The sequence below is a fragment of the Craterilacuibacter sinensis genome (genome assembly GCF_009831765.1).
GTDB classification, from domain to species: domain Bacteria; phylum Pseudomonadota; class Gammaproteobacteria; order Burkholderiales; family Chromobacteriaceae; genus Craterilacuibacter; species Craterilacuibacter sinensis.
Map to the genome: position 1 here is coordinate 24,380 of NZ_WSSB01000004.1, position 13,702 is coordinate 38,081.

Below are 13,702 nucleotides of genomic sequence, written 5' to 3' on the forward strand. Positions count from 1 at the left end.
CATTTTTATATACATAAAGCATATTTTTTTAAAGTTTACAGAAAGTCCGGGCGGTGTAGCGTACTTATTCTTGCTGCAGCAATGGCTGTTCGAGTATTGATGCTGAAAATCGCGCACACCAGCCGGCTGTAAGCCTGTGAATATGTGTAGATCAGCGTGACGCGCGCCCAGCGCTGGCGTATCGACAGCATGCGTGAAGATTGTCCCTGCCAAGTCGGCCTTACAGGGATGTGTGGGAATAACCTTATTGACAATATTGTTGACAATGGCATTACTGGATCGTCATGATGTATCCGCATTTTTATGCATAAGTATTTATAAAAACAAGAGACATCACCAGCACGATGAAAACCAACCTACCGATCACCACGGTCGAGCATGTTCTCGATCCCAAGCGTCCCATTGTGTCCAAGACCGACCTCAAGGGCATGATCAGCTACGTCAATCCGGCCTTTGTCGAGATCAGCGGGTTTGCGCGCGAAGAGTTGCTGGGGCAGCCGCATAATATGGTGCGCCACCCGGACATGCCGGCTGAGGCTTTCGCCGATATGTGGCACACCCTGAAGGCCGACCTGCCATGGCGGGGGCTGGTCAAGAATCGCTGCAAGAACGGGGACTTCTATTGGGTCGAGGCCTACGTTACGCCCTTGTTCGAGGATGGACGTAAAGTAGGCTACCGTTCGGTGCGCAACATGCCGCAAGCGGCCGAGGTGCGGAAGGCTGAGCAGCTGTATGCCGCCATCCGCAGCCGGCAGGCGACACTGCCGCCGACCCGCTATCCGGCCCGGACTTCGATGCGGATCCGGATCGGACTATTGGCCATTCTGCCTGTGCTATTGATGGCAGCCATGTCACAGGCTGGGCTGAATGTCTGGCTGGCGGCCGCCCTATGTGCTCTGCTGGCGGGTGGTCTCGGTGCCTGGTGCTGGCAGGGGCTGCAGCGACCGGTCGCAGCCATCCGTCAGGCGTTGCAGCAGTTATCGGAAGGAAACTTCCGCTTCAGTATCGATACGCGGGCCAGTGCGGAATTCACTGAGCTTTTGATCGGCATGACTTCGATGCAGGTCGGGCTCAGGGCCGTGATCGCGGATGTGGTTTCGGGTGCGGAACAGATCAGGACGCAGTCGGGCTCTGCGCTGCGCGGAGTGGGCGAGGTGGTCGAGAGCGGGCATAAGCAGTCGGACGGTATCGCCTCTGTGGCGGCTGCGCTGGAGCAGTTATCGGCATCGGTACGCGAGATTCACGAAGCGACCGAGCGCAGCACACACCATGCAGCCGGAACCCAGACGCTGGTCGAGCAGGGGCTGAGTGCGATGCAGTCGACTCTGACCGTGACCGAAGAACTGGTGCCTACCGTACGGGATGCCCAGCAGCGCATGAACCAGCTGGGCGATGACGTCAACGCGGTAAACCAGATTACCCAGATTATCAAGGAGATTGCCGACCAGACCAATCTGCTGGCGCTCAATGCGGCGATCGAGGCGGCGCGTGCCGGGGAGGCCGGCCGCGGCTTTGCCGTGGTGGCCGACGAGGTGCGCAAGCTGGCCGAGCGTACCACCCAGAGCACGGTGGAAATTTCCAGTACGACCAACCGGATTATCGAGCAGACCAGTGCGGCGCTGGCCGCCATGCAGCTTTCCTCCTCCAAGGTGGAGGAGAGCACCCGCCTGACGCGTGCCTGCAATTCGGTATTCGAAGAAATCCGGCAGTCTGCCGAGGTGGTGTCTGGCTCTGCGCGCGATGTGACGGTGATGCTGGGGCAGCAACGTCAGGCCTCACTGGAAGTGGCGCAGACCATGGAGCACCTCAGCGCGTTTACCGAGAGCAATGCGCATAGCATGGTACAGACTGATCTCTCCGTTTCCGATCTGCAGGAAGCCGCCGAAGAGATGCGGGTGCTGGTGGCGCACTTCGAGCGCAGCCTCTGAGCGGGGATGCCCTCTATAGCGCCTGCAGCGCGCGATACAGCGGCAGGCAGGCATCGGCGATGCGCTCTATGCTGGCTTCGCGCAGGGCGGCAAGATCGACGGCACGCGCCTGTTTCATCCCGGCCCAGTCCAGTAGCGCGGCTTGTGCTTCGGGATGGTCGAACAGACCGTGCAGATAGCTGCCCAGCACCTGATGGTCGTTCGAGATCGCGCCTTCTGCCGCGCCGTTTATCAGGAAAGCCGGCTTGGCCAGTGCCGCACCCTGTGAGCGCCCCATATGGATTTCGTAGCCGCTAACCGCCGCCTCGGCAAAGGTGCAGTGCCCGGCGACATTCTGCAGGCGCTTGTCGCCGGTCAATACCGTTTCCATTGCCAGTAAATCCAGCCCGGTACTGCTGCCGGCTGCGCCCTCTAAACCGTCCGGATCATGAATCTGTGCGCCCAGCATCTGGTAGCCGCCGCAGATGCCGATTACCTTGCCACCGTAGCGCAGGTGGCGGCTGATGGCCGCATCCCAGCCCTGAGCACGCAAAAAGGCAAGATCGGAACGGGTGTTTTTGCTGCCGGGCAGGATGATCAGCTCGGCCGGCGGCAATGCGTCACCGGCCCTAGCGAATACCAGATCCACATCCGGGTGGGCGCGCAGCGCGTCGAAATCGGTATGGTTGCTGATATGCGGCAGGCGCGGCACCACGATGCGGAAGTGGCCGTGCTGCTGCGTGGTTTCCACTGCGTCTTCGGCGTCCAGCGTCAGCCCTTGCAGGTAGGGCAATACCGCCAGTACCGGCTTGCCGGTTTGCCGCTCCAGCCAGTCAAGTCCGTCGCTTAGCATGCTCGCGTCGCCGCGAAAACGGTTGATGACGAAGCCGGCGATGCGCGCGCGCTCGCTGTCCGACAAACAGGCCAGCGTGCCGATCAGGTGGGCGAATACGCCGCCCTTGTCGATATCGGCCACCAGTATCACCGGGCAATCCACTTCTTCGGCAAAGCCCATATTGGCGATGTCGCGCGCGCGCAGATTGACCTCGGCCGGGCTGCCGGCCCCTTCGACCAGCACCACCTGATATTGCGCGCGCAGGCGCTGGTAAGACTCAAGCACCGCCGCCATCGCACGCGGCTTGTAGTTGTGGTAGTCGTGGGCATGCATGTCGGCGGCGACACGGCCGTGGATGATGATCTGCGCGCCGGTGTCGCTGGATGGCTTGAGCAGCACCGGGTTCATATCGGTATGCGGCGCCAGCCCGGCCGCCACGGCCTGCAGCGCCTGCGCACGGCCGATCTCTCCGCCGTCGGCGGTAACCGCGCTATTGAGTGCCATATTCTGCGGCTTGAAGGGGACGACCCGGATGCCGTCGCGTGCCAAGAGCCGGCATAGTGCCGCCACGACCGTACTTTTGCCGGCATCCGAGGTGCAGCCTTGCACCATCAGCGTGTGGTAGGGGAAATTCATGGTGTCTGTGCCTTGCGGGCTTGATCGAGTCTTGCGCACAGCTGGGCCGCGCCATCGATAATGCGCGGGCCGGAGCGCGATAGCAGCGAGCTGTCCACGGTATAGAGCTGCTGGCGGCGTGCCGCGTTTAGCGTCGGGTAGCGCTTCCACATATCCAGTTCGGTGCTGCGCCTATCGTCGCTGCCGGCGATGATTACATCCGGGTTGGCGGCCAATACCGCTTCGGCATTGACGGTGGGTGCGGTGATGGGCAGCTGGCCGAACACATTGACCCCGCCGCACAGACGGATGGCATCACTGGCGATATGGCTGTCGTTCAGCGTATACAGCGGCTTTTGCCACACCTGATAGAACACTCGGACCGGTTTTTTGCCGCTGTAGCGGCGGGTCAGCATCTCCAGTTTCTGCTGGTAAGTCTGCGCGGCGGATTTGGCGGCGGCTTCACTCCCCAACAGGCTACCCAGTCGGGTGATGGAGCCGGGGAGATCGGCCAGCTTTTTCGGTTCGCTGTAAAACAGCGGAATGCCGAGTTTTTTCAGCTGGGCCAGCTGGCGCTCGGCATTGCCGTGCAGCCAGACCACCAGTAGATCAGGCTTGAGCGCGATGATGCGCTCCAGATCGAGCTGGCGGTTGTCGCCGATACGCGGCAGTTTGAGCGCAGCCGGCGGATAGTCGCTATACGACACCGCTCCCACCATGCGCGCGCCACCGCCGGCAGCATAGATCAGCTCGGTCGCGTGTGGCGCCAGGCTGATCACCCGCTGTGCCGGGCGCGCGAGGGTGACGGTATGGCCGGCGTCGTCCGTCACGCTGATGGCGGCGTGGGCGGGCAGGGCGAGCAGCCCGGCAAGTAAAAGCAGGATTTTCATTGTGTGTCCTTGCGGTAGGCTGCCAGTGCCAACGCCAGCCGATGCCAGGCATCTTCGTGTGGCGGCAGGCCCAGGCGAATGCCGCGTGCGGCTTGGGGAAACAGGCGCACCCAGATCTGCTGCCGTGCCATATGGGCGTGCAAGGCTTCGGCATCGGGCGCCGGCCACCAGCGAAATAGCGCCGTGCCCTGGCTTTGAATAGCGTAGCTGGCCAGCAACTGATGCAGGCGCTGGCCATCGGCTTGTAGCTGCACGCGCATGCGTGCTTGCCAGTCGCGGTCTTGCAGTGCTGCGCAGCCTATGGTTTGTGCCGGTCCGCTGACCGACCACGGGCCGATCAGGCTGGCCAATCGCTCCAGTAGCGGTGCTTCGGCTGCGACAAAACCCAGACGCAGGCCGGCGAGACCGAAGAATTTGCCGACCGAGCGCAGCACGATCAGCCCGTTCTGGCCGCTGTGGGCGGCGACGGACAGGCTTGGCACCATATCGGCAAAGGCTTCGTCCACGATCAGCCAGCCACCGCGCGCGGCCAAATGTTCTGCCCAGCCCAATAGCCTGGCCGGTGCGGTGTGTTCACCGGTCGGATTGTTGGGGCTGCACACAATCAGTACGTCACTCGTCGCAAGATGGGCGTCCAGCGCGTCCCAAGCCACTTCCTGCACCGTATGGCCGGCGGCGCGCCAGCTGGCTGCATGTTCGGCGTAAGTGGGCGACGCGATACTGACGCGGCAGGGCGCGCGCAATCGCGGCAAGGCTTGGATTGCAGCCTGAGTGCCGGCCACGGCCAGCATCTGCGGTGCGCCGTAACAGGCACAGGCGGCTTTGATCAGCGCCGGATCGTCTTCCGGCAGGCGCTGCCAGGCATAGTCTGGCAAGGGTGGAACAGGATAGGCGTAAGGCGATAAACCGGCTGACAGGTCGATCCAGTTGTCGCCGCCAAAACGGGCCTTCGCGGCGTTAAGGTTGCCGCCATGCAGCAGGCGGCTCATGGCCATAACCCCGGCGTGGCCAGCGCGGCGACCAGGCTGAAGATGATCAGCCATAGCACACTGCCCTTGGCGACCAGCGCCCATGCGCGCGCCAGATCAGTGGCGCGGGCATGGCGCCCCTCGCCCAGTGGCGGGCGCATCTCGTCTTCGCCGTCATAGCGTGCCTTGCCGCCCAGTGTCAGGCCCAGCGCGCCGGCGCCGGCTGCCATCACCGGCCCGGCATTGGGGCTGGGCCAGTTGGATGCCTGGGTTTTCCAGCAGCGCAAGGCGCAGCGGGTATGGCCGAGCAGGGCATAGGTCAGCGCAGTCAGGCGCGCAGGGATAAAGCCCAGCACATCGTCGGTGCGGGCAGCCATCCAGCCGAATTCGCCAAAGCGGGCATTGCGGTAGCCCCACATCGCGTCCAGCGTATTGGCCAGCCGGAACAGCAAGGCACCGGGGCCGCCGGCGATGGCAAACCAGAACAGGGTGCCGAATACCGCATCGCTGCCGTTTTCCAGCAGCGACTCGACCCCGGCCTTGGCCAGATCGCTTTCGCTGGCTTCTTGCGTGTCGCGGCTGACGATACAGGCGGTCATGCGCCGCGCACCGGCCAGATCGCCGCCATGCAGCGCCTGTGCAATCGGTGCGCTATGGTCGCGCAGGCTGCGCAGACCCAGTGCGCCGTAGAGCAGCACCGCGTGGCCCAGCCATGCCCATGCGCCCCAACGGGTATGGGCAAGCGCGAGCAGCCAGAAGCTGAGCAAAACCAGCGGCAGCACCGCCAAGACCCAGGCCAGCAGCCCGCAGGCGCGGCGAGCGCTACCCTTATTCAGCCTGCGCTCCAGCGCCGATGCGAGCGTGCCGAAGCCGACCAGCGGATGGAGGCGGCGCGGCTCGCCCAGCAGCAGGTCGAGCAGCAGGCCAAGTCCCATCAGAGCGGCCAGCATCAGCAGCGGCACGCTCGTTACCATTCGATGGCCGCCTGCGCGCCGATGCCGGCCTGATAGGCATGTTTGATGGCCTGCATTTCGGTGACGGTGTCAGCCGCGTCGATCAGCGCTTGCGGCGCGCCGCGTCCGGTAATGATCACATGCTGCATGGGCGGGCGCTTGGCCAGATCGGCCAGCACCGTGTCGAGATCGAGATAGCCGTATTTGAGCGCGATGTTCAGCTCGTCCAGCACCACCAGACCGATAGCCGGGTCGGCCAGAAAGCTGCGCACCAGCTCCCATGCCGCCGTGGCTTTGGCGATATCGCGCTCGCGGTCCTGCGTCTCCCAGGTGTAGCCCTCGCCCATGGCATGAAAGCGGACCTCATCGGGAAAACGGCGCAGGAAACGCTCTTCGCCGGTGGACATGGCACCCTTGATAAACTGCACCACGCCGACCTGCATTTCATGGCCCAGTGCTCGCATCACCATGCCGAAGGCGCTGGAGCTCTTGCCCTTGCCGTTGCCGGTGTTGACGATCAGCAGCCCCTTTTTGCCGTCGGCGGCCGCGATATGCTGGTCGATGATGGCTTTTTTGCGTTGCATGCGTGTCTGGTGGCGCTGATTAAGCTCGTCTTGTTGCCGGGTCATGGTGTCAGCCTGGTTTGCGGGAGATAAAGGGTATGGCCATCATGCACGATAGCCTGCAGCGGGTAGCCCAGACAGCGGCCAAGATCATCGGCCTGTAAGGCGCTGACCGGGCCGGCCTGCCAGTGGCCGTTTTCAAACAGCAGCAGCGCGTGGCTGGCATGCTGCAAGGTCAGGTTGAGTTCGTGGCTGACCATAATCAGCGCCTTGCCCTGTTCGCGTGCCAGACGGGCAACCAATTCCATCAGGCTGATCTGGTGTGCCAGATCCAGCGCGCTGGCCGGCTCGTCCAGCAGCATCAGCGGCGTGTCTTGTGCCAGCAGGGCGGCAATGGCTGCGCGCTGGCGCTCGCCGCCGGACAGGGTGCGGATGTCGCGCGTGGCCAGATGGCCGATATCCAGCGCCGACAAGGCGTCGCGTGCCGCGTCGAGGTCGCTTGCCGACTCCCAGTAGGCATGCTGGTGTGGATGACGCGCCGCCAGTACCGCATCCAGCACGCGGTAGCCGAAGGCATCGTTGCGCCCTTGTGGCAGATAGGATAGCGCGCGGGCGCGCTCGCTGGCGGGCCAGTCGGCAAGCTTGCGTCCTTGCAGCAGGATGTCGCCGCCCGCCGGGCTTTGCAGTGCCGCCAGCGTGCGCAGCAAGGTGCTTTTGCCGGCGCCATTGCGACCAATAATGACCCAGCTTTGGCCGGCATCGACTTGCCAGTCCAGCCGCTTGAGCAGGCATAGCGGGCCGATTTGCAGGGAGAGAGCGTGGGTGGTCAGCATGTACCGCTCCTGCGTACCTGACGCAGCTGCAGCAAAAAGGCCGGCACGCCGATCAGGGCGGTAATCACGCCGACCGGCAACTGCTGTGGTGCGATCAGGGTGCGCGACAGGGTATCGGCCAGTACCAGTAGCAGGCCGCCGCTGATGGCGGCAGAGGGCAAGAGCAGGCGGTGGTCGGGGCCCAGCGCGAAACGGCAGGCATGCGGCACGATCAGGCCGAGAAAGCCGATACTGCCGGCGCCCGTGACTGCGCTGGCGGTGAGCAAGGCGGCGAAACCGAACAGGCCATAACGCAGCTGGCCGACGCGGATGCCGAAGGTGGCGGCCATTTCGCCATGCAAGGCCAGAAGATTGATGCCGCGCGCGGCTTTAAGGCCGAAGGCCAGCGCGATGGCCAGTACCAGCCAGGGCAAGAGGCGCAATTCGCTGCCGGACAAGTCGCCGATCAGCCAGAACACCATGCCGCGCAGGCTGCTGTCCGGCGCGATGGAAAGCATCAGCGTCACCAGTGCTCCGCAGCCGGAAGCCAGAATCACCCCGGTCAGCAAGAGCAGGGGCGAACCGCCGCCGCTACGCAACTCGTCGCGCGCCAGCAGCAGCAAGAGCAGGCTGATGGCGATGGCGCCGGCTACCGCCGACATATCGACTACCCAGATGCTGGCACCCAACAGCATGGCCAGCAGCGCACCGGCAGAGGCGCCACCGGACACACCCAGGACATAAGGGTCGGCCAGCGGGTTGCGCAGCAGCGCCTGCATCATCACCCCGGCCAGTGCGAGCGAAGCGCCGGTCACCCAGGCGACCAAGGCGCGCTGAAGGCGCAATTCAAGCAAGGTGGCGGCCAGCGTGCTGTCCTGAGCGCTGATCAGGGCCGATAGCCCTTGCCATAATTCGCTTCCGTTTAGCGCGACTGAACCCAAGGTGGCGGACGCAAGCAGGCTGGCCAGCGACAGCGCAGCCAGTAGCAGCAAAATAAGATGGGCGCGGCGGGCAGTCAGCGGCATGGCTGGCTGTTCACGCGGAAAAAAGAAGTCATGCCGTGCTTCCCGGGCCAGAGCGTTAAAGCGCTCCGGTGTAAAGATTCAGGGAAGCACGGCAATACATAAGGTATCGAGGCTGAAGACAGGCCGCCCACCGCAGCACTTCCCCTTGCGTAGCCGCATGCGGCCATTTTGCTGGTTCGGTGTCCGGGCTCTCATCCGCGCCACATCCCCTTCCCGTGAATCGTTCACCGTGGGTTTTGATGTGGCGTGCCAAGCATGAAGCCTTGGCCGGATGCATACCGTTGCGGGGGCAGCACAGCTAGGGAGGCGTTCCCTGCTGTTTCCCGATGGGCTCCCACGCGGGAGAGCGCCAGCTAAAGAGCCGCGATTTTAGCATGCGGATGGCCGGATCGTGGCAGCTTGTTGCCGGATAGCATGCCTTGGCCGTATGCACCCCATGACACCATCGCTATAATGATCCGATTCTGTATTTCCTCCTTTCATATCAGCGATCGCCATGCAAGAACACTACAGCCCACGCGAGCTTGAAGCCGCCGCACAAGAAAACTGGAAAGCGAGCCACGCTTTCCGTGCCACCGAAGACAGCTCGCGTCCCAAGTATTACGCGCTGTCGATGTTCCCGTATCCGTCGGGCAAGCTGCACATGGGTCATGTGCGCAACTACACCATTACCGACGCCCTGGCGCGCTTTATGCGCTTCAAGGGTTATAACGTGCTGCAGCCTATGGGCTGGGATGCCTTCGGCCTGCCGGCCGAAAATGCCGCGATGAAGAGCGGCGGCGCGCCGGCGGCCTGGACCTACGCCAATATCGACTATATGAAGACCCAGCTCGACAGCCTGGGCTTTGCCATCGACTGGGAGCGCGAGCTGGCCACCTGCAAGCCGGACTACTACCGCTGGGAACAGTGGCTGTTTACCCGCCTGTTTGAAAAGGGTGTGATCTACAAGAAAAACGGCGTGGTCAACTGGGACCCGGTCGACCAGACCGTGCTGGCCAACGAGCAGGTGATCGACGGGCGCGGCTGGCGTTCGGATGCGCTGGTGGAAAAGCGCGAGATCCCGATGTACTACTTCGGCATCACCCAGTACGCGGAAGAGCTGCTGGGGGATCTGGATACGCTGGATGGCTGGCCGGAACAGGTCAAGACCATGCAGCGCAACTGGATAGGCAAGAGCTTCGGTGCCGATATCGAGTTTGCCTACGACGAGGCCTCGATCGGTCACGCCGGCAAGCTCAAGGTCTACACCACCCGTCCGGATACGCTGATGGGCGCGACCTATGTCGCCGTTGCCGCCGAACACCCGCTGGCGACGCAGGCTGCCGCCGGTAATGCGGCCATGCAGGCGTTTATCGCCGAATGCAAGGCCGGCTCGGTGGCCGAAGCCGATATGGCGACCATGGAAAAGAAGGGCATGGACACCGGCCTGTTCGTGGTTCACCCGCTCACCGGCGAAAAACTGCCGGTATGGGTCGCCAACTATGTGCTGATGGGCTACGGCGAAGGCGCGGTGATGGCCGTGCCGGCACACGACGAGCGCGACTTCGCTTTTGCCAACAAGTATGCGCTGCCTATCGTGCAGGTGTATGCGCCTAAGGACGGCGACAACGATTTCGACGCAACCGTCTGGAAAGACTGGTACGCCGCCAAGGATGGCTCGCTTGCGACGCTGAACAGCGGCGCATTCGACGGCAAGGATTTTGCTGCTGCGTTTGATGCCATCGTGTCGGCCTTGGAAGCCAAGGCCGCCGGCAGCAAAAAGACCCAGTACCGCTTGCGCGACTGGGGCATCAGCCGCCAGCGCTACTGGGGCTGCCCGATTCCTATCATCCATTGCCCGTGCTGCGGCGATGTGCCGGTACCGGAAAAAGACCTGCCGGTGGTATTGCCTGAGAACGTGATTCCGGATGGTGCAGGCAGCCCGCTTGCCAAAATGCCGGAATTCTACGAAACCAGCTGCCCGAAGTGCGGTGGCGCGGCCAAGCGCGAAACCGACACCATGGACACTTTTGTGGAGTCCAGCTGGTACTACGCACGCTACGCCAGCCCGCATTGCGACACCGCCATGGTGGACAAGAAGGCGGCCGACTACTGGCTGCAGGTCGACCAGTATGTGGGCGGTATCGAGCACGCCATTTTGCACCTGTTGTACGCGCGCTTCTTCCACAAGCTGATGCGCGACGAAGGGCTGGTGTCGTCCAGCGAGCCGTTCAAGAGTCTGCTGACCCAGGGCATGGTGATCTGCGAAACCTTCTACCGCGAGCTGCCTAACGGTTCCAAAGACTGGATTGCGCCGGCCGATGTGGTGCTGGAGCGCGACGGCAAGGGCAAGATTGTTGCGGCCAAGCACCGCGTTGACGGCCAGCCGGTGGTAGTGGGCGGCGTCGAGAAGATGTCGAAGTCGAAAAACAACGGCGTCGACCCGCAGGCCTTTATCGAGCAGTACGGTGCCGACACCGCACGTCTGTTTATGATGTTTGCCGCACCGCCTGACCAGAGCCTGGAGTGGTCGGATGCCGGCGTGGAAGGTGCGTTCCGCTTCCTCAAGCGCCTGTGGCGCGTGAGCGGCGAGCATGTCGCCGCCGGTGTGACCGACAAGTATGTGGCGGGTGATCTGTCTGCCGGCTTGAAAGAGCTGCGCTACAAGCTGCACGCCACCATCCAGAAAGTGGCCGACGACTACGGTCGCCGCCAGCAGTTCAATACCGCCATTGCTGCGGTGATGGAACTGCTGAACACCTACGACAAGACCGATTGCAGCGATGCTGCCGGCCGTGCCGTGGCGCAGGAAGTGCTGGAGGCCGCGGTGATTCTGCTGGCACCTATCGTGCCGCATATCTGCGAAGCGCTGTGGACCGAGCTCAAGCCGGGAACCGCTTTGCTGGATCAGGCCTGGCCGGAGGTTGACGCCGCTGCGCTGGTGAAGAGCGAGATCGAGCTGATGGTGCAGGTGTGCGGCAAGCTGCGCGGTAGCGTGGTGGTGGCGGCCGACGCTGGTCGCGACGTGATCGAAGCGGCGGCGCTGGCGCATGAAAATGTGCAGAAGTTTATGGAAGGCAAGCCGGCGAAGAAGGTGATCGTGGTGCCGGGCCGACTGGTGAACATTGTCGTTTAACGGCAAGCCAACACAGAAGCCGGGGCAACCCGGCTTTTTTCGGGCAATGCCCCTGTTGCGCATTGGTGTTTATGGCATGCTATGTACGCTATTCATGCGTCAGTCACCCTTCCCCGTTAGGCTCGCGCCGGTGTAAAAGGCACTGGCGAGGTCTTAAGCTGGCCTTTGTTTGAGCGATTCGACGTTAGCGAATCGCGAGTTGGCCAGCGCCTCGGCAGCGTCTTTTGCGCCGGGGTTTCGCGAGACTTCGGGGGCGCCGGGGCTGCAAGGGGCCGGGCGCGTCCGGCCCCTGCCCGCATGCCGCGCGGAAGCGGCAAGTAAAAACGTCCGCGCAGCGGACACAAATCCAAAGCCCATTTGCGCCAACTCGTAATTGGGACATCGTTTTTTTATCAGGGGAAAAACATGAATCGTATGCTTGCCTGGAGCGCTGCCGCCTTGATGACGCTGTCGCTTGGCGCTTGCGGCTTTCATCTGCGTGGTCTGGGCGGCCCGCTCAAGGCCATGCCGTTTGCCAGCCTGTCGGTCGATGGTGCCGGGCCGGTTTATAACCAGGTGCTGGTCGAACTCAAGCGTGACGGCCGTGTCAGCCTGCCAGCCAAGGGTGTGGCGGCCGATGCCTTGCTGGTGATTGCACCCGAGTCCACCAGCAAGGATGTGCTGACCGTCAACCGCGCCGGTAAAGTGAGCGAGTACCAGCTGACGCTGCGCCAGAATGCACTGCTGACTTTCCGTCAGTCGGACGCGCCGGTGCCGGTTTCGGTTACGGTGCGGCGGCAGATGTCGTACTCGGAGCAGGTGGTGCTGGGCAAGGAGCAGGAAGAGGCGCAATTGTGGGCCGGCATGCAGCGCGAAGCGGCCAGCCAGCTGGTGCGCCGTCTGGCCTATGTCAAACCGCCAGAGACCGATCTGCCTGCAACGGGAAAGACTGATGCCCCAGGCAAACCCTGAGGCCCTCAAGTCCTTGCTCGGGCGCAATCTGGCGCCGCTTTACCTGATTCATGGGGAAGAGGCGCTGCTGGCGCTGGAAGCAGCGGATGCCATTCGCGAAGCGGCGCGCAAGGCCGGCTATCTGGAGCGCGAGGTGCTGACGGTCGAGCCCGGCTTTGACTGGTCCAGCCTCGTCAATGCCATGCATAGCGTGTCGCTGTTTGCGTCGCTTAAATTGCTGGAAGTGCGCATTCCGTCGGGCAAGCCCGGTGCCGAGGGCGGCGAGGCGCTGCAAAAACTGGCGGCCCATCTGCCGCCGGACACGGTGACGCTGGTGATCCTGCCCAAGCTGGAACGGGTGCAGCTGCAGGCCAAGTGGTTTACTGCGCTGCAAAAGGCCGCGCTGGAGATTGATGCCAAGGCGGTGACCCGTACCGATTTGCCCGGCTGGGTTGTCCGTCGGCTGAAGGCGCAGGGGCAGAGCATGGAGGGCGAGGCGCTGGCCTTCTTTGTCGACCGGGTCGAGGGCAATCTGCTGGCCGCGCGTCAGGAAGTCGACAAGCTGGCATTGCTGTATCCGCAAGGCGAACTGAAGCTGGCCGATGTACGCGAGGCGGTGGCCAATGTGGCGCGCTTCGATGTGTTTCATCTGTCGGCGGCCTGGCTGCAAGGCGATGCGCCCCGTGTGGCACGCATGCTGGAAGGGCTGGAAGCCGAGGGCGAGGCGCCGGTGCTGGTATTGTGGGCACTGGCCGAAGATATCCGCATGCTGCTCAAGCTGCGCCAAGGCATCAAGGACGGGCGCAACGCCCGCGAAATGGCGCGCGAGCTCAAGCTATGGGGCGAGCGGCAGAAACTGGCCGAGCCGGCATTGCGCCGCATCGGCCCGCGCAAACTGATGGATGCGCTGACCCAGTGTGCCGAAGTCGATCGCCAGATCAAGGGCGCGGCGCAGGGCGAGCCGTGGCAGGGGCTGCTCAGGGTGGCGATGTTGCTGGCAGGGTAGGCCGTCGGGGAATAAGGGCGCAAGCTCCCCACTCCTTATTTCCCGCCCTTCCATACCACAATGGCGCATCCTGCGGCGGCCCA

General features: G+C 63.2%; 12 protein-coding genes and 1 riboswitch. Of the genes, 4 read left to right on the plus strand and 8 right to left on the minus strand.

Features of this window, described 5'->3' with window-relative positions; translation table 11 throughout:
* Positions 1-35: 35 nt before the first annotated feature.
* Positions 36-191, minus strand: coding sequence for a hypothetical protein (locus GQF02_RS05300; protein ID WP_160795425.1), 156 nt, complete (start codon positions 189-191; stop codon positions 36-38).
* A 153-nt stretch (positions 192-344) separates the two neighbouring features.
* Here GQF02_RS05300 and GQF02_RS05305 point away from each other — a divergent pair, with 153 nt between their 5' ends.
* Complete coding sequence (locus GQF02_RS05305; protein ID WP_160795427.1) at positions 345-1,928, plus strand: methyl-accepting chemotaxis protein; 1,584 nt, start codon at positions 345-347, stop codon at positions 1,926-1,928.
* Positions 1,929-1,941: 13 nt separating this feature from the next.
* On the opposite strand, the gene GQF02_RS05310 is transcribed toward GQF02_RS05305, so the two are convergent.
* From GQF02_RS05310 to GQF02_RS05340, 7 genes are read right to left on the minus strand one after another with little or no spacing between them, the layout of a single operon-like run.
* Entirely contained in the window at positions 1,942-3,378 is a 1,437-nt protein-coding gene (locus GQF02_RS05310) for a cobyric acid synthase (protein ID WP_160795429.1), read from the minus strand.
* Positions 3,375-4,247, minus strand: coding sequence for a cobalamin-binding protein (locus tag GQF02_RS05315; RefSeq protein ID WP_160795431.1), 873 nt, complete (start codon positions 4,245-4,247; stop codon positions 3,375-3,377). Before GQF02_RS05315 ends, GQF02_RS05310 begins: the two co-directional genes overlap by 4 nt.
* Positions 4,244-5,236 carry a threonine-phosphate decarboxylase CobD gene (cobD, locus tag GQF02_RS05320; protein ID WP_160795433.1) on the minus strand — a complete coding sequence of 331 codons (993 nt, stop codon included), beginning with the start codon at positions 5,234-5,236 and terminating at the stop codon, positions 4,244-4,246. Before cobD ends, GQF02_RS05315 begins: the two co-directional genes overlap by 4 nt.
* Positions 5,233-6,189: an adenosylcobinamide-phosphate synthase CbiB gene (cbiB, locus tag GQF02_RS05325; RefSeq protein ID WP_160795435.1), complete on the minus strand. Its 957-nt coding sequence runs from the start codon at positions 6,187-6,189 to the stop codon at positions 5,233-5,235. The genes cobD and cbiB overlap by 4 nt, the downstream gene beginning before the upstream one ends.
* Positions 6,183-6,797 (minus strand): cob(I)yrinic acid a,c-diamide adenosyltransferase, encoded by a 615-nt coding sequence (gene cobO / locus GQF02_RS05330; RefSeq protein ID WP_124734851.1) that lies wholly within the window; start codon positions 6,795-6,797, stop codon positions 6,183-6,185. Before cobO ends, cbiB begins: the two co-directional genes overlap by 7 nt.
* Complete coding sequence (locus GQF02_RS05335; RefSeq protein WP_160795437.1) at positions 6,794-7,564, minus strand: ABC transporter ATP-binding protein; 771 nt, start codon at positions 7,562-7,564, stop codon at positions 6,794-6,796. The genes cobO and GQF02_RS05335 overlap by 4 nt, the downstream gene beginning before the upstream one ends.
* The gene (locus tag GQF02_RS05340) at positions 7,558-8,568 is read right to left on the minus strand and encodes a FecCD family ABC transporter permease (protein ID WP_160795439.1); all 1,011 of its coding nucleotides are present in this window, start codon (positions 8,566-8,568) and stop codon (positions 7,558-7,560) included. Before GQF02_RS05340 ends, GQF02_RS05335 begins: the two co-directional genes overlap by 7 nt.
* 156 nt (positions 8,569-8,724) lie before the next feature.
* Positions 8,725-8,937, minus strand: a riboswitch (cobalamin riboswitch).
* Positions 8,938-9,064: 127 nt separating this feature from the next.
* On the opposite strand from GQF02_RS05340, the gene leuS reads away from it, so the two are divergent.
* From leuS to holA, 3 genes are all read left to right on the plus strand, one after another.
* Positions 9,065-11,683, plus strand: a complete 2,619-nt coding sequence (gene leuS, locus GQF02_RS05345) for a leucine--tRNA ligase (RefSeq protein WP_160795441.1) — start codon at positions 9,065-9,067, stop codon at positions 11,681-11,683.
* Positions 11,684-12,088: 405 nt separating this feature from the next.
* Positions 12,089-12,634 (plus strand): LPS-assembly lipoprotein LptE, encoded by a 546-nt coding sequence (locus tag GQF02_RS05350; RefSeq protein ID WP_124734855.1) that lies wholly within the window; start codon positions 12,089-12,091, stop codon positions 12,632-12,634.
* Positions 12,615-13,619: a DNA polymerase III subunit delta gene (holA, locus tag GQF02_RS05355; protein ID WP_160795443.1), complete on the plus strand. Its 1,005-nt coding sequence runs from the start codon at positions 12,615-12,617 to the stop codon at positions 13,617-13,619. The genes GQF02_RS05350 and holA overlap by 20 nt, the downstream gene beginning before the upstream one ends.
* Positions 13,620-13,702 lie beyond the last annotated feature (83 nt).

What these genes read in the sequence shown, in the direction of transcription:
- GQF02_RS05300 (WP_160795425.1), bottom strand. Translation starts at nt 191, where the DNA reads ATGCTGTCGATACGCCAGCGCTGGGCGCGCGTCACGCTGATCTACACA.
- GQF02_RS05305 (WP_160795427.1), top strand. Translation starts at nt 345, where the DNA reads ATGAAAACCAACCTACCGATCACCACGGTCGAGCATGTTCTCGATCCC.
- GQF02_RS05310 (WP_160795429.1), bottom strand. Translation starts at nt 3,378, where the DNA reads ATGAATTTCCCCTACCACACGCTGATGGTGCAAGGCTGCACCTCGGAT.
- GQF02_RS05315 (WP_160795431.1), bottom strand. Translation starts at nt 4,247, where the DNA reads ATGAAAATCCTGCTTTTACTTGCCGGGCTGCTCGCCCTGCCCGCCCAC.
- cobD (WP_160795433.1), bottom strand. Translation starts at nt 5,236, where the DNA reads ATGAGCCGCCTGCTGCATGGCGGCAACCTTAACGCCGCGAAGGCCCGT.
- cbiB (WP_160795435.1), bottom strand. Translation starts at nt 6,189, where the DNA reads ATGGTAACGAGCGTGCCGCTGCTGATGCTGGCCGCTCTGATGGGACTT.
- cobO (WP_124734851.1), bottom strand. Translation starts at nt 6,797, where the DNA reads ATGACCCGGCAACAAGACGAGCTTAATCAGCGCCACCAGACACGCATG.
- GQF02_RS05335 (WP_160795437.1), bottom strand. Translation starts at nt 7,564, where the DNA reads ATGCTGACCACCCACGCTCTCTCCCTGCAAATCGGCCCGCTATGCCTG.
- GQF02_RS05340 (WP_160795439.1), bottom strand. Translation starts at nt 8,568, where the DNA reads ATGCCGCTGACTGCCCGCCGCGCCCATCTTATTTTGCTGCTACTGGCT.
- leuS (WP_160795441.1), top strand. Translation starts at nt 9,065, where the DNA reads ATGCAAGAACACTACAGCCCACGCGAGCTTGAAGCCGCCGCACAAGAA.
- GQF02_RS05350 (WP_124734855.1), top strand. Translation starts at nt 12,089, where the DNA reads ATGAATCGTATGCTTGCCTGGAGCGCTGCCGCCTTGATGACGCTGTCG.
- holA (WP_160795443.1), top strand. Translation starts at nt 12,615, where the DNA reads ATGCCCCAGGCAAACCCTGAGGCCCTCAAGTCCTTGCTCGGGCGCAAT.